At 69.5% G+C, this 23,007-nt stretch carries 26 protein-coding genes; 7 read left to right on the top strand and 19 right to left on the bottom strand.

Features of this window, described 5'->3' with window-relative positions:
- The first annotated feature begins 7 nt into the window (after positions 1-7).
- The gene (locus ACODSY_RS14850) at positions 8-1,597 is read left to right on the top strand and encodes a methyl-accepting chemotaxis protein (protein WP_488952538.1); all 1,590 of its coding nucleotides are present in this window, start codon (positions 8-10) and stop codon (positions 1,595-1,597) included.
- Between the two features lie 2 nt (positions 1,598-1,599).
- On the opposite strand, the gene ACODSY_RS14845 is transcribed toward ACODSY_RS14850, so the two are convergent.
- Complete coding sequence (locus ACODSY_RS14845; protein ID WP_488952537.1) at positions 1,600-3,531, bottom strand: S9 family peptidase; 1,932 nt, start codon at positions 3,529-3,531, stop codon at positions 1,600-1,602.
- 125 nt (positions 3,532-3,656) lie between these two features.
- On the opposite strand from ACODSY_RS14845, the gene proC reads away from it, so the two are divergent.
- On the top strand, positions 3,657-4,451 hold the full coding sequence (gene proC / locus ACODSY_RS14840; RefSeq protein WP_488952756.1) for a pyrroline-5-carboxylate reductase: 795 nt from the start codon (positions 3,657-3,659) through the stop codon (positions 4,449-4,451).
- A gap of 38 nt (positions 4,452-4,489) precedes the next feature.
- Here the strand turns inward: proC and ACODSY_RS14835 are convergent, their stop codons facing one another.
- Genes ACODSY_RS14835 through ACODSY_RS14815 form a run of 5 tightly spaced genes read right to left on the bottom strand, consistent with a single transcriptional unit; the run spans position 4,490 to position 8,857 of the window.
- Positions 4,490-4,732, bottom strand: coding sequence for a DUF4170 domain-containing protein (locus tag ACODSY_RS14835; protein ID WP_488952536.1), 243 nt, complete (start codon positions 4,730-4,732; stop codon positions 4,490-4,492).
- Positions 4,733-4,765: 33 nt separating this feature from the next.
- Positions 4,766-5,554 carry an inositol monophosphatase family protein gene (locus ACODSY_RS14830; protein WP_488952535.1) on the bottom strand — a complete coding sequence of 263 codons (789 nt, stop codon included), beginning with the start codon at positions 5,552-5,554 and terminating at the stop codon, positions 4,766-4,768.
- A complete protein-coding gene (locus ACODSY_RS14825; RefSeq protein ID WP_488952534.1) occupies positions 5,551-6,882 on the bottom strand; it encodes a TldD/PmbA family protein in 1,332 nt (443 codons plus the stop codon). Before ACODSY_RS14825 ends, ACODSY_RS14830 begins: the two co-directional genes overlap by 4 nt.
- A gap of 37 nt (positions 6,883-6,919) precedes the next feature.
- Complete coding sequence (locus tag ACODSY_RS14820) at positions 6,920-7,321, bottom strand: MAPEG family protein (RefSeq protein WP_488952533.1); 402 nt, start codon at positions 7,319-7,321, stop codon at positions 6,920-6,922.
- A 9-nt stretch (positions 7,322-7,330) separates the two neighbouring features.
- Complete coding sequence (locus ACODSY_RS14815; RefSeq protein WP_488952532.1) at positions 7,331-8,857, bottom strand: UbiD family decarboxylase; 1,527 nt, start codon at positions 8,855-8,857, stop codon at positions 7,331-7,333.
- A gap of 45 nt (positions 8,858-8,902) precedes the next feature.
- On the opposite strand from ACODSY_RS14815, the gene ACODSY_RS14810 reads away from it, so the two are divergent.
- Positions 8,903-9,124: a hypothetical protein gene (locus ACODSY_RS14810; protein WP_488952531.1), complete on the top strand. Its 222-nt coding sequence runs from the start codon at positions 8,903-8,905 to the stop codon at positions 9,122-9,124.
- Between the two features lie 55 nt (positions 9,125-9,179).
- Positions 9,180-9,740: a lipocalin family protein gene (locus ACODSY_RS14805; protein ID WP_488952530.1), complete on the top strand. Its 561-nt coding sequence runs from the start codon at positions 9,180-9,182 to the stop codon at positions 9,738-9,740.
- On the opposite strand, the gene ACODSY_RS14800 is transcribed toward ACODSY_RS14805, so the two are convergent.
- The 3 genes from ACODSY_RS14800 to ACODSY_RS14790 are packed head-to-tail and all read right to left on the bottom strand — an operon-like array spanning position 9,737 to position 11,039.
- Positions 9,737-10,078: an MmcQ/YjbR family DNA-binding protein gene (locus ACODSY_RS14800; RefSeq protein ID WP_488952529.1), complete on the bottom strand. Its 342-nt coding sequence runs from the start codon at positions 10,076-10,078 to the stop codon at positions 9,737-9,739. The two genes, ACODSY_RS14805 and ACODSY_RS14800, sit on opposite strands and share 4 nt — an antisense overlap.
- The gene (locus ACODSY_RS14795) at positions 10,075-10,419 is read right to left on the bottom strand and encodes an MmcQ/YjbR family DNA-binding protein (protein WP_488952528.1); all 345 of its coding nucleotides are present in this window, start codon (positions 10,417-10,419) and stop codon (positions 10,075-10,077) included. Before ACODSY_RS14795 ends, ACODSY_RS14800 begins: the two co-directional genes overlap by 4 nt.
- Complete coding sequence (locus ACODSY_RS14790; RefSeq protein ID WP_488952527.1) at positions 10,416-11,039, bottom strand: YdeI/OmpD-associated family protein; 624 nt, start codon at positions 11,037-11,039, stop codon at positions 10,416-10,418. Before ACODSY_RS14790 ends, ACODSY_RS14795 begins: the two co-directional genes overlap by 4 nt.
- Positions 11,040-11,067: 28 nt before the next feature.
- On the opposite strand from ACODSY_RS14790, the gene ACODSY_RS14785 reads away from it, so the two are divergent.
- A complete protein-coding gene (locus ACODSY_RS14785; protein WP_488952526.1) occupies positions 11,068-11,811 on the top strand; it encodes a class I SAM-dependent methyltransferase in 744 nt (247 codons plus the stop codon).
- Positions 11,812-11,861: 50 nt separating this feature from the next.
- On the opposite strand, the gene ACODSY_RS14780 is transcribed toward ACODSY_RS14785, so the two are convergent.
- From ACODSY_RS14780 to ACODSY_RS14755, 6 genes are all read right to left on the bottom strand, one after another.
- Positions 11,862-13,625: a gamma-glutamyltransferase family protein gene (locus tag ACODSY_RS14780; protein ID WP_488952525.1), complete on the bottom strand. Its 1,764-nt coding sequence runs from the start codon at positions 13,623-13,625 to the stop codon at positions 11,862-11,864.
- A gap of 103 nt (positions 13,626-13,728) precedes the next feature.
- Positions 13,729-14,349, bottom strand: a complete 621-nt coding sequence (locus tag ACODSY_RS14775) for a terminase small subunit-like protein (protein WP_488952524.1) — start codon at positions 14,347-14,349, stop codon at positions 13,729-13,731.
- Between the two features lie 72 nt (positions 14,350-14,421).
- Complete coding sequence (locus ACODSY_RS14770; protein ID WP_488952523.1) at positions 14,422-14,913, bottom strand: OsmC family protein; 492 nt, start codon at positions 14,911-14,913, stop codon at positions 14,422-14,424.
- Between the two features lie 72 nt (positions 14,914-14,985).
- On the bottom strand, positions 14,986-16,272 hold the full coding sequence (locus ACODSY_RS14765; protein ID WP_488952522.1) for a S1C family serine protease: 1,287 nt from the start codon (positions 16,270-16,272) through the stop codon (positions 14,986-14,988).
- A gap of 43 nt (positions 16,273-16,315) precedes the next feature.
- Positions 16,316-16,669, bottom strand: a complete 354-nt coding sequence (locus tag ACODSY_RS14760; RefSeq protein ID WP_488952521.1) for a VOC family protein — start codon at positions 16,667-16,669, stop codon at positions 16,316-16,318.
- 47 nt (positions 16,670-16,716) lie between these two features.
- Positions 16,717-17,379, bottom strand: coding sequence for a class I SAM-dependent methyltransferase (locus tag ACODSY_RS14755; RefSeq protein ID WP_488952520.1), 663 nt, complete (start codon positions 17,377-17,379; stop codon positions 16,717-16,719).
- Positions 17,380-17,505: 126 nt separating this feature from the next.
- Between ACODSY_RS14755 and ACODSY_RS14750 the strand changes: the two genes are divergently transcribed.
- Positions 17,506-19,404 (top strand): ATP-binding response regulator, encoded by a 1,899-nt coding sequence (locus tag ACODSY_RS14750; RefSeq protein WP_488952519.1) that lies wholly within the window; start codon positions 17,506-17,508, stop codon positions 19,402-19,404.
- Positions 19,405-19,407: 3 nt separating this feature from the next.
- Here ACODSY_RS14750 and ACODSY_RS14745 read toward each other — a convergent pair whose 3' ends face one another.
- The 3 genes from ACODSY_RS14745 to ACODSY_RS14735 form a co-directional block, all read right to left on the bottom strand.
- Positions 19,408-20,397: a fatty acid desaturase family protein gene (locus ACODSY_RS14745; RefSeq protein WP_488952518.1), complete on the bottom strand. Its 990-nt coding sequence runs from the start codon at positions 20,395-20,397 to the stop codon at positions 19,408-19,410.
- Positions 20,397-21,014, bottom strand: coding sequence for a TetR/AcrR family transcriptional regulator (locus ACODSY_RS14740; RefSeq protein ID WP_488952517.1), 618 nt, complete (start codon positions 21,012-21,014; stop codon positions 20,397-20,399). Before ACODSY_RS14740 ends, ACODSY_RS14745 begins: the two co-directional genes overlap by 1 nt.
- A 110-nt stretch (positions 21,015-21,124) precedes the next feature.
- Positions 21,125-21,574, bottom strand: coding sequence for a hypothetical protein (locus tag ACODSY_RS14735; protein WP_488952516.1), 450 nt, complete (start codon positions 21,572-21,574; stop codon positions 21,125-21,127).
- Positions 21,575-21,791: 217 nt separating this feature from the next.
- On the opposite strand from ACODSY_RS14735, the gene ACODSY_RS14730 reads away from it, so the two are divergent.
- Positions 21,792-21,929: a hypothetical protein gene (locus tag ACODSY_RS14730; RefSeq protein WP_488952515.1), complete on the top strand. Its 138-nt coding sequence runs from the start codon at positions 21,792-21,794 to the stop codon at positions 21,927-21,929.
- 5 nt (positions 21,930-21,934) lie between these two features.
- On the opposite strand, the gene ubiA is transcribed toward ACODSY_RS14730, so the two are convergent.
- On the bottom strand, positions 21,935-22,852 hold the full coding sequence (ubiA, locus tag ACODSY_RS14725) for a 4-hydroxybenzoate octaprenyltransferase (RefSeq protein ID WP_488952514.1): 918 nt from the start codon (positions 22,850-22,852) through the stop codon (positions 21,935-21,937).
- Between the last annotated feature and the right edge of the window lie 155 nt (positions 22,853-23,007).

Here is a 23,007-nt window from a genome sequence, read left to right as displayed (position 1 = left end):
AGTTCCAATGTTCGAGACCATCGGCCAACAGCGGCGCTTCGCGGACCGGCTCGTCGTCACCGGCCTCTGGATCCTCGCGCCCCTGGTCGCTGGGGCGGCGGCGTTCGCCGGCGGAGCCTGGCTGATGCTCGGCCTGGCGGCCGGGGGCGTGGCGCTGGGCGCGACGCTCGTGCGGCGGCTTGTCGGTGAGGGGCCCGCGGTGCGGATCACCGCGTCCGTCTCCCAGATGGCTTCGGTGTCCCTGCTGGTCGGAGCCTTCTCCGGGCACCCGTGGCAGATCGACATGCATATGGCGTACTTCGCGGCCCTCGCGGTGCTCATCATCTATTGCGACTGGCGCGCGATCGCCGCCGCGACGGCTGTGGTCGCGGTCCACCATCTGTTGCTTTCGTTCGTCCTGCCGGCGGCCGTGTTCCCGGGCGGCGGCGACATCGAGCGCGTGCTGGTTCATGCCGCGATCCTGCTGGTCGAGGCCGGGGTGCTGATCTGGGTCGGCGCCAACCTCGCCGGCATGTTCGAGCGATCCGGCGAGATGTTGGCTGTCGCCTCCCAAGCGCGGGAGCGGGCGGAAGGGGCAACGGCGGAGGCCGAGGCCGCCCGGGCCGGCGAGTCGCAGGCGGCGGCCGCCCGTGAGGCGGCTCAGCGGGCGGCGGAGGCGGAGGCGCGGACGGTCGTTGCCGCGCTGGCGTCAGCGCTGGGCGCGCTCGCCCGGGGTGACGTGGCCCATCGGATCGACACATCCTTCCCGGAGCAGTACGGCCAGTTGAAGCGCGACTTCAACCTAGCGGCCGGCCAGTTGTCCTCGACGCTTGCGGCCATCGTCGAGCTGAACGGCCGCGTGCGCGCGAGCGCCGGCGAGATCGCCAGCGCCTCGACCCATCTGTCGCAACGGACGGAGAACCAGGCGGCGACGCTGGAGGAGACCGCAGCGGCGCTGGACCAGATCACCGCCACCGTCCGTCGGACGGCCACAGGCGCCAAGCAGGCCCGCGAGGTGGTCGCCGCCGCCCGAGGGCATGCCCAGGAGTCCGGCGACGTCGTGCAGTCGGCCGTGTCGGCGATGACTCACATCGAACAGTCGTCGCGGGAGATCAGCCAGATCATCGGCGTGATCGACGAGATCGCCTTCCAGACCAACCTCCTGGCGCTGAACGCCGGCGTGGAGGCCGCGCGCGCCGGCGACGCGGGCCGCGGCTTCGCGGTGGTGGCGTCGGAAGTCCGAGCGCTCGCCCAGCGCTCCGCGGAGGCCGCCAAGGAGATCAAGGCCCTGATCGCCACGTCGAACAACCAGGTCGAGGACGGTGTCCGCCTGGTCGGGCTGACGGGCGAGGCGCTCAACCGTATCGCCGGCGAGGTCTCGGCGGTGAGCGACGTGATCGCCGAGATCACCCTGTCGGCCGAGGAGCAGGCCGCCAGCCTGCACCAGGTCAACGCCGCCGTGAACGGACTGGACGGCGTCACCCAGCAGAACGCCGCGATGGTGGAAGAGGCGACCGCCGCCACCCAGGCGCTGTCGCACGACGCCGACCGCCTGGCCGGCCTGGTGTCCCAGTTCCAGGTTGGCGCGGCCCCGCCGGCGACGAAACAGGCCGCCTGAGGCTACTTGAGTCCCAAGACCTTCTTCAGGAACACCACCTCGGTGGCCCTCACCGCTTCCTGATTGGCCTTCTTGTAGATGCCGTGGCCCTCGTCCTTGGCCAGCACGTACCAGACCTCTGTGCCCTGGGCTCGCAGCTTGGCGACCATCTGCTCGGACTCGCTGCGCGGGACGCGGGGGTCATTGGCGCCCTGGAAGACCATCATGGGCTTTTTCATCTTCTCGCTCATCGCAATGGGCGAGATCTTCTCGAAAACGGCCTTCATCTCCGGAATCCGCTCGTCGCCGTACTCCGCCCGGCGGTTGTCGCGGCGGTAGCCCTCGGTGTTCTGCAGGAAGGTGATCCAGTTCGAGATGCCGTACAGGTCGATGATCCCGGCGACACGGTCGTTGTAGTGGCCGGCCACGGCCAGAACCATGTAGCCTCCGTAGGACTGGCCGACGACCGCGACCCGGCTGGCGTCGAGGTCGGGCTGCTTGGCGACCCAGTCCAGCAGCGCGCCGATGTCCTTCACCGAGTCCTCGCGCTTCTCGGCGTTGTCGAGGCCGAGGTAGGTCTTGCCGTAGCCGCTGGAGCCCCTGACGTTCGGGATGATCACCGCCGCGCCCAGTTCGTTCACCCACGACTGTCGCCGCGGATTGAAGCTGGGCTGCTCCTGGCCCTCCGGCCCGCCGTGGATCTGGATGACGACCGGTAGCTTGCCGCCTTTCGCAGTCTTGGGCTTGTAGATGAAAGCCGGGATCTGCTTGCCGTCGAAGGTCGGGTAGCGGAACAGCGTGGGCTCCACGAGCTTCGCCGGGTCCAGGCCGCCGAGCTCGCTCTCGGTCCAGCGGAGGAGCTGGCCGCTCTTCAGCTCGTAGCTCCAGACATCGCCAGAGCTGGTGGAGGTTGAGAGGCTCAGGCCGATCTTTGACCCGTCCGGTGAGAATTTGGCCGCCGTCAGCACGCCCTGCGGCAACTTGGGGCCGGGCAGGGTCCTTCCGGTGAGCACATCGCGCAGGATGAGCTTGGAATAGCCCTCCTCGTTGACGAAGGTGGCCACGGTCTTGCCGTCGGGGCTGAGGTCGAAGCCCTCCGAGCCCCACTTGGCGCCCGGCTCCAGGTCGCGCACCGCGCCGGATTTCACGTCGATCACCACGGGCCGCGCATGTTCGGCGCCATCGTCCGAGAGCGTCAGCACGCCCGTCCCGGCCCCCACGAACGCTCCCCCCTGGTAGGCGATCTTTCGTCCCTGAGGCCCGATCGGCGTGAGCTTGCCGCTCGCGACGTCCAGGACGAAGAGCTCGGCCTGCGCCGCCGAATAGGTGCGGCTGACCAGGATGGTCTTCCCGTCGGCGGTGATGTCCTCGGGACCCATCGAGCCCGTCCCCTCCAGCACCACGCGCCGGCCGGCGGGATTGGCGGGATCGGCAACAACGATGTCGTAGTTCGGATCGCCGGGCGTCACCTGACTCCAGGCGATCGTCTTGCCGTCCTTGCTGAACACGAAGGCCTGGTTGCGGGTGTTCGGCGCGGTGATCTGCGTCTCGTGGCCGGCCAGGTCGCGAAGGTACGCCTGGTAGTACTCGGCCCCGCCCACGTCGCGCGGATACAGATAGGTCGACGTCCCCGGCCGGACCTTGGCGTTGTTGATCGGTTCGCCGAAGAAGGTGAGTTGGATTCGGGCGGCCCCCGGCTGGACGACGCGGTGGATCTGATTGGTGTCGCCGAAGCGGGTGGCGATCAGGATCGATCCGTCCGGCAGCCAGTCCTCGAACACCGCGGAGCGGGCGTTGTAGTAGGGGGCGATGGCGGCCTGCAGCGCCGGCGGCGTGGCTGGCGCGCCGTCATAGACGATATTGCCGACCTCGCGCCTGGCCGCCTGGCCCACGGCCGAACCGGCCAGGGCCAGGGCCAGGGCCGTACCGAACAGCAGCGCGCGCGACGTCTTCACCAGCAAACCCCCAAGAAATCGGAACGCGCGAGGCAAGCGCGGCCCGGCCGCCGCGTCAATCGGAGTCGGGCGATCGCCGTTCGGGGTTTTGCCTTCGCGGTCGGTCGGCTAAGGCTGGCCGCATGATCACGCCGATCCTGATGCTGGGCGCCGGGCGCATGGGCGGGGCCATGGTCGAGGGCTGGCTGGCGTCCGGCGCCTTCCAGGGCTCGGACCTGATGATCCGCGATCCGAACCCGGGGCCGGCGGCAGTGGCCGCGGAACGGGCCGGCGCGACGCTCAACCCGCCGGACGCCGAATTGGCGCGGGCGAAGACGGTGGTGCTCGGGGTCAAGCCGCAGGTCTGGCGCGAGGCCGCGGCCGAGGCGGCGCCGTGGCTTTGCTCGAGCGCGGTGATCGTTTCGATTGCGGCCGGCGTGAAGTCCGCGGACATAGCGCGCGAGTTCGGCGGCCGCTGCGTCGCCCGGGTGATGCCCACCACCGCCGCGGCGATCGGCCAGGGCACAGCCAGCCTCTACGCCGACGACCCCGACGCCCTTCGCCGCGCGCAGGCGCTGTTCGAACCCCTGGGCGCCGTGGTGGCGCTCACGGACGAGAACCTGATGCACGCCGCCACCGGCGTCTCGGGTTCGGCGCCCGCCTACCTGTACGCCTTCGTCGAGGCCCTGGAGGCAGCGGGCGCTGCGGCCGGCCTGTCCGCCGCGGACGCCCAGCGCCTGGCGCGCTCGACGCTCACCGGGGCGGCCGCGCTGCTGAACCGTACGGGCGAGGACCCGGCCGAGCTGCGAAGGCAGGTCACCTCGCCGGGCGGCACCACCCAGGCGGCGCTGGATATCCTATTGGCGGAGGGGGCGCTGCCCGACCTGATGCGCGACGCTGTCGCCGCGGCGGTGCGGCGTTCGAAGGAGCTCGGGGCCTAGGATCCCGCCTACCGCCGCCGCTGCGGCGACGATCAGGTCTAGTGGGTGTGCTCGTCGTCGCCGTGGGGGTCGAGCAGCTTGTGCGCGTGGATGATGAAGTAGCGCATGTGGGCGTTGTCGACCGTCTGCTGGGCCTTGGCGAGCCAGGCGCGGCGGGCGTCCTGGTAGGTCGGGAACGCGCCGACGAGATCGACCTTGGTGAGGTCCTTGAACTCGGGCGCGCCCTCGAGCGACTTCAGTTCGCCGCCGATGACCAGGTGGAGGAGTTGTTTGTCGGACATGATGGGTTCTTGGGGGATTCTTTTCGCGTGAGATCAATTACGCGCGCCGATATGCCCAACCCGCTCGAGAATCAATGGGGCCAGGGCCGGCGTCGCGCAGATGAGGCTGGCCTGTGACGGTCTGGCGAGGTTGTAGCGGAAACCCGCGCCTGTGTGGTCCCCCACGAAACAGCCGGCCTCGCGGGCGATGAGGTCGCCCGCGGCCACATCCCAGTCCGACTTGCGCACGGGGGCGACGGCGGCGTCGAAATCGCCGGCGGCGACCAGACACATCCGATAGGCGGTGGAGTTGCGCTGTTCCACCTGCATGGGCGGCCAGGGCGTCGGCCATGACCAATGGGCGAAGACGACGGGGTCGCCCACCATCCGGCTGCCTTCGAGGGCCGTGGCGACACTGGGCCGGATCGGCTCGCCGTTGCGCGTCGCGCCCAGGCCCGCGGCCGCGGCGTAGGTCTCGTCGACCTCCGGCGCGTAGACGGCGGCCGCCACCGGCAGTCCATCCTCGACTACCGCGATGGCCACCGACCACCAGGGCCGGTCGCGCAGGAAGGCCCTTGTGCCGTCGATCGGGTCGACGACGAAGATCCGGCGGCAATCGAGGCGATCGCGTGCATCCGCAGTCTCCTCGGACAGCCACCCATACTCCGGCCGAGCGGTGCGCAGACGTTCGGTCAGCAGCTTGTCGGCGGCGATGTCGGCGTTGGTGACCGGGGTGCCGTCAGCTTCCTTGTATTCGATCTCGAGACCCTGCTTCCGGAGGGCTCGGGCCAGGTCGCCGGCCTCCTGCGCAGCATCGAGGATGAGTCTCAGATCGTCCTTCATCGACCCGCGATGGCGAGGGCGTCGACCAGCAGTGACGGCGCGTTGGCGGAGCCGCGGATCTCCAGGTCGGAGCCGGGCACGATGCGGCCGAAGATGTCGAGCAGGTTGCCGGCCACGGTGATCTCGTTGACCGGGTAGGCCAGCTCCCCGTTCTCGAACCAGAAGCCCGAGCAGCCCACCGACCAGTCGCCGGTGTTGCCATTCAGCGAGGGGCCGAACATCGAGGTGACCAGTAGGCCCGCGCCCGCGTCCTTCATCAGTCCGGCCTGGTCCTTGTCGCCGGGCTGCAGGGTCAGGTTGGACGTCGAAACGCCGGGCGGGCCTGCGAGGCCACGCGAGGCGTGGCCGGTGGTGACGAGACCGAGCTGGCGGGCCGAAGAAGAGTTCAGCAGCCAGGTGGTGAGCACGCCATCGTCGATGAGGTCGCGGCGCTGGTTGGCCACGCCCTCGTCATCGAAGGGCGAGGAGCCCAGGCCGCGCGGCTTGTGCGGGTCGTCGGTGAGGAAGATCCCCTTGGCGAAGATCTGCTGGCCCAGCTTGTCCTTGAGGAACGAGGTGCCACGGGCGATGGACGGGCCCGATATGGCGCCGATCAGCGGGCTCATCAGCGACCCGGCCAAGCGGTTCTCGAAGATCACTGGTGCTGTGGTCGAGGCGATCTTGCGGGCGCCCAGGCGCTGAGCGGCCCTGCGCCCGGCTTCGGTTCCCAGGCTCTCGGGCGTCGGCAGGTCGGACTGCCAGCGGGTGGAACGGCCGTCGTAGCCGGTCTCCATCGTCTCGCCGTCGCCCGCGATGGCCGACGCTCCGATGGAGAAGCCCGACGCCCGATGCACGCCGGCGAAGCCTGCGCTGGTGACGATGGTCCAGTGCGACGACGACCAAGAGCCGCTGCCGCCGTCGGAATTGGTCACCTTGGGCACGGCGCGCGCCGCCGCCTCGGCGGCGCGGGCGCGCTCTTCCAGGCTTTCCGGGCTAGGCTCAGCGGGATCGTAGAGATCGAGGTCCGGGCGCGGCCCGCGAGCAAGCCGCTCGGGATCGGCCAGGCCGGCATAGGGATCCTCAGGCGCGAGGCGGGCCATGGCGACGGCGCGCTCGACCAACTTGGCGCGGGCCTCGGGCGAAATGTCCGAGCCGGAGACGGTGGCCTGGCGCTGGCCGACGAAGACCCGCAGGCCCAGGTCGCGGGATTCTTCGCGCTCGACCTCTTCCAGGTCGCCCATACGCACGGAGATCGAGAGGCTGCGGCGCTCAGCGCCGACGGCTTCGGCGGCGTCGGCCCCGGCCCTCAGCGCGGCGGCGACGACGTCGTTCAGCAGGTTTTCGTCCATCGAGGGGATATGGCCGACGCGGACGCTCGGAACAACCCTACGGGATCGCGTAGAACAGTAGCGCCGCGGCGATGGCGATGTAGCTGATCCAGGTGGCGAGGACGCCGGCGGCGCGGCCCCAGGTGAGGCCGGTGGAATGGGAGAGGCCGACGGCGTGCAGCACGCGGCCCACGAACAGGATCAGCCCGACGGCGTGGATCAGCAGCGGCGGCGCGCCGACCAGCGCCAGCAGACCCAGCCCCACCAGCGCGGCAGGCACGTATTCCGTGGCGTTGCCAAAGGCGCGGATCGCCTGGTTCAGGGCCGGCACGCCGCCGTCGCCGATCTCGACGTGGTGCTTACGCCGCTGGCGGGTCACCAGCACCGAGAGGACGAGCAGAAGGATCAGGCAGAGGCCGGCCCAGAGAGCGGCGGCGTGGGCGGAAGCGGCGGGGTCCATGCAGCGACCTTAATCGACTGGTGCGCCGCTGCCCGGCAACCCCAGCCTGGCCCACTTCTCCGTGACCTTCGCGACGGTCTCGGCGTCCATGCCCAGCTTGTCGCCCCACTCCCGGTGGGTCTCGGGCGGCCACTTGTTGGTGGCGTCCAGACCGATCTTCGAGCCCAGGCCGCTCTCCGGACTGGCGAAGTCGAGATAGTCGATGGGTGTGTTCTCGATGACGGTGATGTCGCGCGCCGGGTCCATGCGGGTCGACATCGCCCACATGACGTCCTTCCAATCGCGAGCGTCGATGTCGTCGTCCACGACGATCACCCACTTGGTGTACATGAACTGGCGCAAGTAGCTCCAGACGCCCAGCATCACGCGCTTGGCGTGGCCGGGGTAGGCTTTCTTCATCGAGACCACGGCGATGCGATAGCTGCAGCCCTCGGGAGGCAGCCAGAAGTCGACGATCTCGGGAAACTGCTGCTGGATGAGCGGGATGAAGACCTCGTTCAGCGCCTCGCCCAGCACTGAGGGTTCGTCCGGCGGGCGTCCGGTGAAGGTGGTGAGGTAGATCGGATCCTTGCGCATGGTGATCGCGGTCACCTGGAACACCGGGAAGCGCTCGACGGAATTGTAGTAGCCGGTGTGGTCGCCGTAGGGGCCTTCGTCGGCGTACTCATCGAGGTGGACGTAGCCCTCCAGCACGATCTCGGCGTGGGCCGGGACCATCAGCGGGACGGTCTTGGCGGGCACGAGGTCCAGCTTGGCGCCGCGCAGCAGGCCGGCGAACTGGTACTCGGAGAGGGTGTCGGGCACAGGCGTGACGGCGGCCAGGATCGTGCCGGGGTCGGCGCCGATGACGGCGCAGGCGGGCAAGGGCTCGCGCTTGCCCTCGGCCTTCCAGCGCCGGTGGTGCTGGGCGCCGCCGCGGTGGGCCAGCCAGCGCATGATGGTCTTGTCCTTGCCCAGAACCTGCATGCGGTAGATGCCGAGGTTGTAATCGTCCTCGCGGCTATCGGAGGGGCCCTTGGTGACCACCAGGGGCCAGGTGATCAGCGGCGCGGGCTCGCCCGGCCAGCAGGTCTGGATCGGCAGCTTGGTGAGGTCGATCTGGTCGCCTTTGAGCACCACCTCCTGCACCGGGCCGGACTTCCGCACCTGGGGCCGCATGCCCATGACGGTCTTGGCTAGCGGCAGCATGTCCCAGGCGTCCTTGAGGCCGCGCGGCGGCTCGGGCTGGCGCAGGAAGGCCAGCAGTTCGCCCACGCTGCGCAGCTCGCCGGCGGTGGTCCGCTCCACGCCGTCCAACGTGACGCCCATCGCGACGCGTTTCACGGTGCCGAACAGGTTGACCAGGCAAGGCATGGTCGAACGCTCGCCGTCGGCGCGGGTGACGTTCTCGAAGAGGACGGCCGGGCCGCCGGTCGCCAGCAGGCGGCGCTGGATCTCGGTCATCTCGAGGACGGAAGAGACGGGCTCGGTGACGCGGACCAGCTCCCCGGCCGCTTCAAGCTTGGCCAGGAATTCGCGGAGCGATCGGTATGCCATGGCGGCGGTTTACCTGCGGCCCGCGATGCGGTCTAGGATCGGGCGATGGCCAACCTGGACCTCGACGACCTGCCGCCGAAGATCGCCGCCCTGCTGACCGGGCTGGCCGAGGGCGAGGAGCTGACTGTGGTGCAGCACGGCGCGGTGGTGGCCCGGCTGATGGCGGGGCCGTCCGCGGCGGCCGCGGCGGTGGCGCTGGTCGAGCCCGATCAGAATGCCCGCGAGGTGTTCGAGAACTTCCGGGCGGCGATCGAGGACGAGTTCTGACCGGCGGCGGAACCTGCGGCGCTTAACTCGGTTCCGCACGGGCCTTGGAGCCCACATGAAGCCCAGAACCCTAGCCCTCCTGGGCGCTGCCGCGATGCTTGTCGCCGGATGCGCCTCTATGACCGCCGCGCGCCAGACCCGGGCGCCGGAGCCCGCCAAACCGATCGCGGTGGCCAGCCATTTCAGCGGCCGCTGGTATGAGATCGGCCGCACGCCGATGCGGCTCACCGACGGCTGCGTCGCCAGCTATACCGACTACCTGCGCGAGGGTGGGCAGCTGATCCAGCGGGACGCCTGCCGAGACGGCGCCCCGACCGGCAAGGAAAAGGTGGTGGCCGGACCGTTGAAGATCCTGAACCCGGGGCTCAACAACAAGGTCCACGTCAATTACCGCCTGTTCGGCTTCCTGCCGGTCGGTCGCACCTATTGGCTACTGGATCACGGCGACGGCTGGTTCATCATGGCGACGCCGGACCTGAAGCTGGTCAACATCTACACTCGAGACCCTCGACCCGACGCGGACACTCTCGTGCAGCTGATCGCTCGCACCCGCGCGCTGGGCTACGACGCGGGCAAGCTCGAGTTTCCGGAAACCTTTCCCCCGGGCGCCGGCTAGTTCCGCCTGACGTCCCACGCCTTGATCACCGCCTTCCTCGCCACCTGTCGGAAGCGGCGCTCGATGAACGATCGCGCGACCCGCGGCGTCAGCGGCGCCAGGCGGGCGACGACGCAGCGGGCGTTCCGGTAGTGGCCGTCCGCCCAGAAGGTGTCGGGCTCGGCCTCGACCAGCATCTCGATCTCCTCGATCGGAACGCCGGGAAAGTAGCAGCGCTCGGCGTCGAGGAGACGGGCGAGGTCCTTGCCGTTCGCCTTGAAGAACGTGGAACCCATGTTCGAGCCCTCGACCACGTCCGGCAGAGCGAGGCAAAGGGCGCGGAACTCGGCGTCCGTCATGTCCGCGCGGCCTCCCAGGCCTTCACACCGGACTTCTTGGCCACCTTGCGGAAACGGCGAGCCAGGAAGTTGCGGAACGAGCCCGGATCGAGGCTGGCCATGCGCGCCAGGACGCTTGGGTAGTCCTTGTAGTGCGGGGTGAAGAAGAAGGTCTCGGGCTCGGCCTCCATCAGCATCTCGCGCTCGTCGAACGAGACTTCGAGCAGGACAAGGCTCTGGTCCTCGGCACGCAGGCGGGTGAAGAACTTGCCATTCACCTTGAAAGACGGCTGGCCGTAGCTCGTGCCCTCCTCGGCGCCGGGGAAGCTGAGAGCGATGGCGGTCATCTCGTCCTGGGTCATCGGTCGTCCACCTGGGTCGGGGATTTCAGTCTAAGCCCCCTCGCCGACGCGTCGATCAGGATGTCGAGGCGTTTGGCGCGGGTGGCCTCGCCCTTGGCGATGACGACCCGATGGACCGCCACCTTGCGGTAGCTGGGCGGAAAGGCCTGAAAGTGAGCCCAGGCCTTGGCGTTCGCCTGGAAGCGCTGGACCTCGTCGGGGGCGAACGCGGCGTGGGGGCGCTCGTGGGGATATACCTTCGTGCGGTCCTTGCCGATGTCGTAGGCGGCTTGGCCGGCCGGGGCGATCCGGCCCTCGGCCTTCAGCTCGGCGAAGCGCCTGATGTTCACCTGGCTCCAGATTCCGCCGGGCTTCCGCGGCGTGAAGCGGATGCGGTAGGCTTCGTCGTCGATCCGGTGGCGCACGCCGTCGATCCAGCCGAAGCAGAGCGCTTCGTCGACGCTTTCGGGCCAGGTGATCGACGGCTTGCCCGAACCTCTCTTCCAGAATCCGACCGAGAGCTCGGTCACGGTGGCGTGGTGCGCCTCCAGCCAGGCGCGCCAGTCGGCCGGGGTGGCGAAGAAGGTGGGGCCGCTCATACGGCCGGCCGCAAGGTGGACGGGGCGGACGCGGGACGCCATGGTCCGCCGCGAGTGAGAGGATGGGTCATTGCGTTTGAGATCGATGGTCCGGGCGGGCTACGAGGCGGTGCGAAAGTGGGCATTGTCGATCACGGCGCCCAGGCTGGACAGGGCCTATCTGGCCCCCGACGTACCGACCCCGGTGCGCGCGGGGCACAACACCCTGGTGCAGGAACTGCTGGCCCTGGCCGACAAGCCCGGGTCCCGCATCCTGGAGATCGGCAGCCGGCAGGTCAGCAGCAGCTACGTCCTGCCCGACCTGCTGAAGCACGCCAGCTATGTGGGCTTCGACTACTATGAGGGCCCGAATGTCGACGTGGTCGGCGACGCGCACCGGTTGTCGGAACTGGTCGAGGGGCCGTTCGACGCGGTCTATTCGACGGCCGTGTTCGAGCATCTGGCGATGCCGTGGGTCGTCGCCGAGGAGATCGCCAAGGTGCTGAAGGTGGGTGGGCACATCTTCATCGAGACCCACTTCTCGTACTCGTCGCACGAGCGGCCCTGGCACTTCTTCCAGTTCAGCGACATGGGGCTGCGCGCGCTGTTCTCGCCGGCGCTAGGCTTCGACTGCATCGAGGCCAGCATGGACAACCCGATCGTCGGCCGGTTCTCGGCCTTCGCGGCGCCCTACCTGCGGTTCCAGCGGGCGCCGGGCCTCTACTGCCACAGCCTGTTCCTGGGCCGGAAGGCGCGCGAGGCGCGGGACTTCGACTGGCGCGAGGTCGACGTCGCCAAGGTCGTCGGCGGGACGACGTACCCCCGACGTCAGTAGGTTGGAGCGTGACGGGCGCCAAAGCCGCTCACACCTTTGGCTGTCACGCTCTAGTAGGCGAGCGCCACCCCGTCCTTGCGCATCTCGGTGGCGGCGGCATAGCGGCCGGGGTGGCGCTGAATGGCCTGATACCCGCCGTAGCCGCCCGGAGCGGGCTTCATCACCCAGCCGAGCTTGGCGAGCGCCGCTTTCGTGGCCTCGGGCACGCCGGTCTCCAGGTTGAGCACGCCGGGCTGACCGAGATCCTCGCCCGTCGGCTCCATTCCCCCGTCGTGGTGCCAGCGGGGGCTGTCGCCGGCCTCCTGCAGGCCCAGGCCGAAGTCGACGATGTTGGACACGATCTGGGTCTGGCCCTGGGGCTGCATGTCGCCGCCCATGACGCCGAAGCTGAGCATGGGCTCGCCGCCCTTGGTCGCGAAGCCCGGGATGATGGTCTGGAAGGGCCGCTTGCCCGGGGCATAGAGATTCGGGTGGCCGTCCTGCAGCGCGAACAGTTCGCCACGGTCCTGGAACATGAAACCCAGGCCGTCGGGCATCAGGCCCGAGCCCATGCCGCGATAGTTGGACTGGATGATCGAGACCATCATCCCGTCCTTGTCGGCGGTCGTGAAATAGGTGGTGTCGCCGTGGCTGGGCGCCTTGCCGGGGTAGTAGATCGGCGCGATGGCGTCGGGCCGGATCAGCTTCGCGCGTTCCCGGGCGTACTCCTTGGAGAGCAGCCATTCGACGGGCTGCTTGTAGAAGGCCGGGTCGGCGTAGAAGCGCGCGCGGTCCTCGAACGCCAGGCGCTTGGCCTCGACGGCGTGGTGGATGGCGGCGGCCGACTGGAAACCCATGGCCTTCACGTCGAACTCGGCCAGGATGTTCAGCATCTGCAGCGTGACCAGGCCCTGGCTGTTGGGCGGCAGGGCCCAGACGTCGACGCCCCGATAGTCGATGCTGCGGGGCTCGACCCATTCGGACCGGTGTGCGGCCAGGTCGGCCTTGGTCATCCAGCCGCCGATGCGCTTGAAGTAGGCCTCGATGGTCTCGGCGATCTCGCCCTCGTAGAACGCGCGGCCACCGCCCTCGGCGATCCGACGGTAGGTGCGGCCCAGCTCGGGGTTCCTGAAGATCTCGCCTTCGCGCGGCGTCTTGCCGTCGCGGACCCAGACCTTGCGGAAGTTGTCGAGCTCCTCGATGGCGCGGTTGTTCGAGAAGTTGCGGTTCGAGGCCTCGACGTAGAAGGCGGTGTTCTGGATGACCGGGGCGCCCTCCTCGCAGTGGGCGATGGCGGGGGTGAACAGGTCCTTCCAGGGCCGTTTTCCGTAGCGCTGGTGCAGGCTCCACCAGGCGTCGACGGCGCCCGGCACGCTGACCGAGACGGCGCCGTGGCTGGGGATCATGCCCTTGTCGGTGGCGCGCTTGCGGACCGTCTCCAGGCTGAGGCCCCTGGGGCTGCGGCCCGAGCCGTTGAGGCCGACGACCTTCTTCGTCCTGGGGTCCCACAGCATGACGAAGCAGTCGCCGCCGATCCCGCACGAGATCGGCTCGCCGTAGCCCAGCACGGCGTTGGCCGCGATCGCCGCGTCCACTGCCGAGCCGCCAGCCTTCAGGATGTCGATGGCCGCCTGGGTGGCCAAAGGGTGCGCCGTGGCGGCCGCGCCGTGCAGGCCCCAGGCGGTGCTGCGGCTGGCCCAAGTGGCGCCGTCGATGCGGTCGCCGGCGTGGACGTCGGGCCGGTCGCGGTTGGGGTTCTCCTGTCGCGCAGTGGCGAAGGCCGGTCCGGTGAGCGCGGCGGCGGGCAGGGCGGCGAGGAAGCTGCGACGGCGCATCTGGAACTCCGACTGTACGCTGGCGCCGAAGGTGTAGCAGATGTGACAGGCCGGGCGAGTGGGCGGAAGGAGGCGTGGCGGCCCGCGATCGCGGGCCGCGGGATCAGTCCCACCATCGCCACAGGTCGGGCCGGAGGGCCGCGGCGCGGGCGTTTCGGGCGTCGACCTGGGCGCGCACGGCATAGCCATGGGTCAGGGCCAGGTCGATGGCCCCCTCGGTGAGGACGAAGTCGCGGTAGGCGGCGGCCGTGACGTACATCTCGCGAAACTCCGGGTGGCCGCGGAGCCAACGGTGGACCATGGCGACGCTCGGCATGCCGGGACGCGCGGAGGCTTCGCGCTGGGTCAGGCCCTTCGAAATGAGCGCGCACCAGGCCTCGCCGACCTCGCGGGTGTAGGTGCTCTTGCGGCCGCAGGGCTTCTTGGTGGCCCGTCGGTATTCCGTCGCGTCGAGGCGGCGCTTCGCCTGGTCGCCGCGCAGCTCGTCCCAGGCCTCGCCGAAGCCGGGCTCATCGCGGATCCAGTCGTAGAGCGTCCGACGGCACGGCATGTTGGGACCGGCCAGGATCGCCGAGATCGTCTCGCCCCGCTCGACCCGGCCGAGAATGATCCGTGCGGTGTCGACGCTGAATTGCCGTGGCTTGGGACCGCCCACCCCGTGGTCCATCGGCGGCGGGGTGAGATCGGCCCACGCCTGCCAGCGGGACGGCGGGTTGTGGAACATTGAGACAGTGTACCGTCACTCAGGGCGCACTGCGAACATTTAGCGAACGTTCGGGCGCGTCGGCCCGAGCGCCTAGCCGGCGCTCAGCGCCTCCATGTCGCGCATGTGTTCGGGCTCGCCCTCCGCCGCGATCGGCGCCTCGTCGACCGCGCTGAGCACCGTGACCACATCGGAGCCGCGCTCGAAGGTCCGGTGCACGGGGCACTGTTCGGCGATCTGCAGCAGCCGGGCGCGTTGTGCGTCGTCGAGGGGACCTTCGAGCAGGATGGTGCGGTCGAAGCGGTCGCGTTCCTTCAGCGAGGCCCGGTGATGGCGCACGCTGACCTGGACCCGCTTCAGCGGCCAGCCCTTGCGCTCGGCGTAGAGGCGCAGGGTGATGGCCGTGCACGAGCCCAGCGCGGCGCTGAGCAGGTCGTAGGGCGTCGGGCCCGACCCCAGGCCGCCCACCGAGACCGGCTCGTCCACCAGGAAAGCGCCGGTGGCGGCCCGCGCGGCCACCTGGTAGCGGCCGAGGCCGGTCTCGGCGACGAGCACGCCTTCTCCGAGGGGGGCGTCTTGGGTCATGGGCTGGCTCCTGGCGAAAACGGCGGCGGGAGGTTCCGTCTTAGCCGCAAGGAGGGTCGCGGCGCGATGGTCTTAAGGTATAGGCGTCAGGGCTAGGGCCTTGAGCGCGTCGCCGATAGGGATGAAGAAGTTCACCCCGGCCGGCGCCTCGCCGAGCTGCACGCCCCACATGGTCACGCCGATCACCGCGCCGTCCTCGTCGATGAGAGGGCCGCCACTGTTGCCGTGGTTGACGGTCACGTCGCTCTGGATGAAGGGCTGGCCCTCATAGGTGCGGGTTGCCGAGACGATGCCTTTGCTGACCGACCCCTGGAACTTGGCGTCGATGGGTGTGCCGATGGCGTAGACCGCCTCGCCGAGGGTGGCGGCAGTCGCGCGCAGCGCCAGCGGCTGGCGTGCGCCAGGCTCGGCCTTCACCAGGGCGATGTCGCGTCGGCGATCCGAGCGGACGACCTCGCCGATGGTCTCCGCGCCGTCCGACCAGCGGACCTTCACGTACTTCGCGCCAGCGACGACATGGTGGTTCGTCAGCAGATAGCCCTCCTTGGAGACAAGGAAGCCGGACCCAAGCGCGTCCCCCGAGAAGATCGCGGCGACCGCGGATGTCGAGCTGGCGACCGCGCGCTTGCCGGGCGCGCCGGGTGCGAAGCTGATCGGACTAGCGGTCACCGTGGGCGTCGCGACCTGGGCGCCGGTGACAGCTTGCCGAAACACCTCGGACGCCAGAAGCGCCCGCACGTTCTCGCGAAATGCATCGAACATGACGGCGGTCGCGTTGCCGTCGACCGCTTTGCGCCAGGTCGCTCCGGTCGACGTAGTCAATCGCCCCACGACCTGTGACCGCAGAGTCGAGTAAATTTCCCACCGCGCGTTCATGGTCACGACCGCGGCGATCTTGTCCCTCTGGAAGAGGTTCGGACAATCGCGGCAGAAGCGTCCCTTGATGTCATCCACGAGGACGCCGACCTGCAAATCGGTCGCCGTGGCCTCCTCGAAGAGGCTGCCGCCTGCAGCCGTCTTGAAGCCGGCTGCCCGCAACTCCTCATCGAAAATGCGCTCGAACGTCGCCCGGTCACCCTCCATTCGCGAGTCCTGCCAGGGCAGGAGTTCGTCCTTGGGCGGCGGATTATCGGGATCGCTGACCAATATCGATCGGTAGATCAAGGCCCAGCTTTCGCCTTGCCGCGGCTGAAGCACGACCTTGCTTAGCCGGATTGGGTCGGCCTTGGCGTCGGCGGGCAAAGGGGTGACGGTGACAGGCGGCGGCGCCTGCAGGTTCCGCAAAGTTTTGAAGTCTGCAGCCGAAACCTGACTGCTAATCAACATGGCCGCCATAGCGGCGAACACCTCCCGTTTCACGCCCAGTCCCCCAATTCCAGGCCCGCACCTTCCGCGCGAAGTTTTAACCAGCGCCTACCTCGCTCCAAACCGCCAGCTCGTTCCCGGCCGGGTCGGCGAAGTGGAATCTCCGGCCGCCGGGGAAGCTGAAGATGGGGCGGGTGATCTGGCCGCCGGCGGCGCGGACCTTGGCTTCCATGGCCTCCAGGTCGTGGGCGTAGAGGATGACCAGCGGCTTGTTCACCGAGCCCTCGTCGTCGCCGGACTGGAAGCCGCCGTCGAGGCCCTGGTCGAAGGCGGCGTAGTCGGGGCCGTAGTCGACGAAAGTCCAGCCAAAGGCCTGGCCGTAGAAGGCCTTCACGGCCCCGAGGTCGCCGCCCGGCAGCTCCACATAGTCGACCTTGCCGTCTTCGCGCATGACCGCGCCTCCTATATGTTCGTAATTTGTTCCAAACTAGATCTCGCTCACGGCAGAGTCCAGACCGAGGACTTCTTGACCTCCATGTCCTCCAGCTCGCGCGTCGTCTGGACCTGGTACTCGGCGAGCTTCACGAGGCCCGAGCGGGGAAAGTAGCTGCGGCCCGGGTCTCCGATCAGCACCGTGGCGCCGGCGGCGCGGGCGACGGCCAGCCAGGCCATCACCTGCTCGGCCATCGGCTTCTCGTAGCAGATGTCGCCGGCCAGGATGACGTCGGCCCACGGCGGCGGCGGCGCGTCCAGCAGGTTGTCGCCGGTGAACTCCACGTCGACGCCGTTGGCGGCGGCGTTGAGGTCCAGGGCGGCGCCGCAGAAGACGTCGATGTCGGCGGCCAGCACCCGGGCGGCGCCAGCGCGCTTGGCCGCGATGGCCACCAGCCCTGAGCCGGAAGCGAAGTCGACCACCGCCTTGCCCGCCACGAGGGCGGGATTGTCGAGCACGTAGCGGGCCAGGGCTTGGCCGCCCGCCCAGGCAAAGGCCCAGAACGGCGGAGGCAGGCCGATCTCGGCCAGCGCCTCCTCGGTCATGCGCCAGATGGGGGTGATCTCGTCCGCCAGGTGGAGCTCGAGTTCGGGCGTATGGGGTGGCCGCTGCCGGCGCGTGTGCTCGAGGATGAAGCCGCGGCGGGCCTCCGGCGTGGGGGCGATCATCTGCGACTCCTTGCCGCATCACCCGGAATGGGCGCCACGGTCTTGGCGGGATTTGCCGGCGATTAACATCTGAGGGTCAACGGTCCCTACTGTCGGGAACCTGACCGGGAGGGCGGGGGCGGTAGTATGGGCGTGGTCGGCCGAACGCAGAAGCGGGGCCGCGGGACGACGGGCGCGAGCCTGGAAGCCCGCGTGGTCGCCGTGGCGCTGATCTCGACGGTCACCGCGATGCTCGCCGCGTTCTCGGTCTATCAATACAGCAACTGGCGCGACGACCGCGCGGACCTGGCCGCGGATTCCGTCCGCCTGGCCCATGCCATCGGAACGATCGCGCACAAGGGCGTGACGGCCGGCGACGCCGGGGCCGTGCTGGCCGCCTCGCGCCTCCTGGATGGCAGCGAACACGGCGTGGCCGCGGTCTATTCCGATTTCAAGGGCCGCCGGGTGCAACTCGGCAAGGTCAAGGGCCTGGGCGAGAAGCTGGCCTTCAAGGGCGTGCGGTCGGTGCAGACCCGGTTCTGGCCCACGGGCCTGGAGGTGCGCGCGCCGCACTATGTGGCCGGCCGCCAGGTGGGCGAGGTCGTGCTGTGGGTCGACGACCATGAAATCCTGGCCGAACGGATCACCAACATCGGCGTGGCGCTATCGCTGTCGCTGCTGGCCACGGCTATCGCCGGGCTCGTGGCCCGCCGCCTGGCGCGCCGGGCGCTGGCCCCGATCTATGCGCTGAACGCCGGGATGGAGGCGGTGACCGCCTCGCGCGACTTCAGCGCGCGCCTGCCGGTCGCCCGCGACGACGAGGTGGGCCAGCTGACCCGCCGCTTCAACCGACTGCTGGGCGCCCTGGGCGATTACGACAGGAGCCTGCACGGCGCGCTGAGCGAGGTGACGGCGGCGCGCGACGCGGCCGAGCGGGCCAATGTGATGAAGTCGCAGTTCCTGGCCAACATGGGCCATGAGCTACGCACGCCGCTGAACGGCGTGCTGGGGATGAGCCAGGCCTTGCTGCTGGGCGACCTGACGCCGGACCAGCGCGAGCGGGTCGAGGTGATCCTCAATTCCGGTACGGCGCTCCTGACGGTGCTTAACGACGTGCTGGACGTGGCCGACATGGAGCGCGGCACCGTGCGCATCGAGACGGCGCCGTTCGAGCTGGAAGCCGTGGTTCGGCAAGCCTGCGAGACGGCGATGACGCTGGCGGAGTCGAAAGGCCTGTCGCTATCGATCGACCTGGATCCCTCGGTACAGGGCGCCTGGCTGGGCGACGCGGTGCGCCTGCGGCAGGTGCTGTACAACCTGGTGTCCAACGGCCTGAAGTTCACGGCGGAGGGCGGTGTGACCCTCCACGCCGGCGGCGGGTCGGCCGGCCTGGTGATCTCGGTGGCCGACAGCGGCATCGGCATCGCCAGCGACCTCCTGCCCCGGCTGTTCGAGAAATTCCAGCAGGGGGAGGGCGGCTCGACGCGGCGCTATGGCGGCGCGGGCCTGGGCCTGGCGATCTGCCGCCAACTGGTCGAGCTGATGGGCGGCACGCTGGCGGTGGAAAGCGATCCCGGCCGGGGCAGCGTGTTCACGATCCTGCTGCCGCTGGAGCGCGCGACGGTGGACCGCCAGGCGGACGGCGTCGCCCGCCATGTGGCCGACCTGCGGGTGCTGGTGGCCGAGGACAACGAGACGAACCAGCGGGTGGTGCGCACGGTGCTGAACGCCCTGGGGGTCGACCCCACCGTGGTGCCCGACGGCCGCGCGGCCGTGGAGGCCTGGGGCCGCGGTGAGTGGGACCTGGTGCTGATGGACATCCAGATGCCGGTGCGCGACGGGGTGAGCGCCACGCGCGACATCCGCCGGATCGAGGCCGAGCGCGGGCTGCCGCCGACCCGGATCGTGGCGCTGACCGCCAACGCCATGCCGGCCCAGGTGGACGAGTACGCCGCTGCGGGCATGGACGGCGTTGTGCCGAAGCCGATCCTCATCGAGGACCTGCACGCGGCCCTCGTGGACGCCCGGGTGACACGGGCCGCCTAGAACCTACTGGATCGCGGTCTGGCGGACGCCGCGGGCTTCGGGGGTAGGGCCGCGGGTGTCGTCGCGGGCGGCCCTGCTGGTCGCCAGGCGCAGCACCTCGAGATAGCCGTTCGCGGTCAGCATGCCGGGCAGCACCCCCTTGGCCTTCAGAAGGCGGTGGGTGCGGGGCAGGTTGTAGCAGGGCACATGCATGAACATGTGGTGCTCGCAGTGGTAGTTCACCCAGTAGGGCGCCAGGAGCGCCCGCTCGAGGATGTTGGCGTGGGTGGTGCGCGCGTGTCGCAATGGGTCGGGCTCGTCCTTCCCCACGCAGGCGTGCTCGGCGATGTTGCGTAGGCGGGTGATCATCGGCAGCCAGGTGGCCTGGGGCAGCAGCCACAGCACCGGCCAGGCCCACCAGAAGCCGAACGGCGCGGTGACGGCGATCGTCAGCACCATGCCGGTCAGGAAGCGCTTCCGGGAGACGATGGCGTCCTTGAGGATCGGGAGCAGCGGCTCGCCGGCCTTGCGCTCCGCCAGCCGCTTCACGAGGCCGGCCCAGCGCTGCTTGTAGTAGGTCTGGCCGGTCAGATCGCGGACGATCTTGCGGCGTAGCGACAGGCGGGTGATCGGGAACGGCGCCGAGAGGCCCAGGTCGGGGTCCTCGGCCTGCTGGGCGTACTTGTGGTGGCCCAGGTGGTAGGTGCGGTAGTTCGCTAGGCCGCCCGGCGTGAGCTTGTCGCCCAGGAAGTCGTTGACCTTCAGGTCGCCATGCAGGGCGCCGTGGGCGGCGTCGTGCATCAGGATGGCGAGGCCCAATTGGCGGGCGCCGATGATCATCACCGCCAGCGGGGTGGTGATCGGGAAGGCCATGGCCATGGCGGCCGCGAGACCGATCACGGCCCAGGCGTGGGCGATCAGGGCCGGACCTTTCCACGACGACTTCGTCGCGAGTGGGCTCCACTCCTCGGGCGTGAAGTAGTCCTTGGGGGCGACACGGGCGGCGGCGGCCATCAGCGGTCTCCGGTGGTGCGAACGTCGTGGCGGAGCAGGGCGACCATTTCCTCGACCGCCTGCGCGACGGTGGCCTCTGTGGCGCCTTCGCGCAGGGCGACGCCAAGGGCCAGGGTCCAGAACCGGCGGGCTACGGTGGCGGCGTCCTCCGCCTCCGACCACCCGCGTGCGTGGCGGGTGTCGGCATAGGCGCGGTCACCCTCGGCATGCAGGCGCTCGAAGGTGCGCTCGACCAGTGGGCTGAGGTCCTGGCGCCGGCGCGTAAGCGACAGCGCCTCGACAAACAGGGCCAGCCCGGGCGAGCCGATCACGGTCTCGACCAGGCGGCGGTTGTAGTCCGAGCCCGAGCGCGCGCCGGCGGCCGCCCGTTCGGCCTGGCGGGCGACGTACAGAACCTCGCGACAGGCCGCCTCGACGAACAGGGCCTCCTTGGTGCGGAAATAGTAGGTGACCTGACTGGGGAACGCGCCGGCTGCGGTCGCGATCTCGGCGACGGCGACGCCGGTCAGGCCCTTGGCCTTGAACAGCTCGACCGCCGCATCCAGCAGCCGCGAGCGCATGCGCTTGCCCGGCTCACGCGTGGCGCGCACCTCCGCCAGGGATCGAACCTCCGCCATGCCCATATTTGTATGGCATACAATAACGAGAGTCAAAGACGTGCGCGCGCCGCCTCGGCGCGCGGCAGCGTCAGTTCCAGGAGCGTGGTGAAGGCGCCGCCGCGCCCGCGCTAAAAGCGCGTGGCGTCGCGCTGGCTGGCGATCGGGTTGCAGACGCCGGAGAAGGTTCCGAACGTCGCCGCGCCGGTGCGCCGGTCGATGGTCAGGCGATAGCGGTCGAGGCGGGAGAAGTTGAGCCGGCCCCGGATCGAGAACTTGTCGACGGAGGTCTTCTCGAGCGCGTACCAGCCGTCGCTCGGCTTCTTGGCGTAGACGGGCGCCCAGCCCGCCGGCGGCTTGATCCGCATCGCGCCGTCCTCCAGCACCACGACGATCTGCGAGGGGATCCGCATGTCGCGGGTCGGCGGACCGTAGGCGTAGCCCGCGTAGGGAATCATCGCCACGTCTGCGCCCTGGCACAGGAGGGTGAGGTTTTCCGACGCGCCGTCGGCGGCCAGGGCGCCAGATCCCGTCAATGCGACCGCCGCTCCGGACAGCGTCCCAAGAACCAACTTCAGCACGGTGCAACCCTCATCTGCCCTGAAGGCCGAGCCTAGCGTGCGTCACGGCGACAGAGAAGGGAGACGCCAGCAGCGCCGCCGACCACGCCGAACGCTGCTCGGCGGATGCAACCTGCGCGCTTTTGTCACCCGTCATTGGTGCATCGGTCGCAGGCGTTGGTAACGGGCTCGCCACAGTCGGCCGTCAGCCTATGGCGGAATAGGAACCGGTGAATCCATGACTGTGATCGAAGCCCTGTTGGGCAAGAAGGGCGCGCCGCCGTCCGGGCTGGCCGCAATGTTCGCGCCGCGCAAGAAGCGTCACAAGCTGCCCGCCTGGGCGGCGCAGAAGGCCGCGACGGCCAAGAAGGACTGAGGCTCTTAGAGGCTTCCCGCCGCCAGCGCCGCGAACAGGATCAGGCCGGCGCCGGCGTTGGATTTGAAGAGCTTGAGCGCCAGGGCGGGGTCGTCCACGCGCACCCGCCGCGCCTGCAGACCCAGGTGGATGGCGAACAGGACCAGCAGGATCGCGAAGCCGACCTCGAGTCGCGCCAGCGTCCCAGCCGCGAAGGCGAAGGCCAGCGTCCCCAGGTAGAACCCGCCGATCGCCCGGGGCGCCTTGTCGCCCAGTCGCCGCGCCGAAGACTTCACCCCGGCCAGGGCGTCGTCCTCGAGGTCCTGGATCGCGTAGATGGTGTCGTAGCCCAGCGTCCAGGCGATGCCCGAGGCATAGAGTAGGATGGCCGGTGCGGTGAGCTCGCCGCTGGCCGCCGCATAGCCCAGCAGGGCGCCCCAGTTGAACGTCAGGCCCAACCACGCCTGCGGCCACCAGGTGATCCGCTTCATGAACGGATAGGCGGCCACCAGACCCAGCGACAGCACGCCCAGCAGCCAGCAGAGCGGCGGCAAGCTCAAGAGGATCAGCAACGAGACGAGGCTGCATCCGACCACGAAGGCCCAGGCCTGCTTCACGCTGATCTGCCCAGCGGGGATAGGCCGCAGCGCCGTCCGGGCGACCTTGGCGTCGATGTCCCGATCGACGATGTCGTTGTAGGCGCATCCCGCCGCGCGCATCAGGGCCGCGCCCAGGAAGAACAGCAGCAGCAGGATCGTATCGGGCAGGCGCCCCTGGACGGCGCAAGCCAGGGCGATGCCCTGCCACCCCGGCAGCATCAGCAACCAGATCCCCGCCGGCCGGTCGAACCGCCCCAGCTTCAGCCACGGCCGCAGTCCCGGCGGCGCATGCCGGTCCACCCAATTGCTGGGCGCGGCGTCGGGCAAGGGCGCGGTGTGGCTCATCGGGCGGGGCTTAGCAGAACCGGCGGTGTTGCCGAAATGCCGCTCGCGGCCGACACGCGTTAACCTTCCGCGGCGGTTTCCTTGACCGGCGATATCGGCCCGCCTAGCTTCCCGGCCTTCGAGGCTTTTTCAGGGAGGCGCCGGAATGACAGCTG

This window comes from Phenylobacterium sp. FG114, assembly GCF_057809855.1.
The sequence above is the reverse complement of the archived record's forward strand: the minus strand, read 5'-3'. Positions and strand labels throughout refer to the sequence as shown.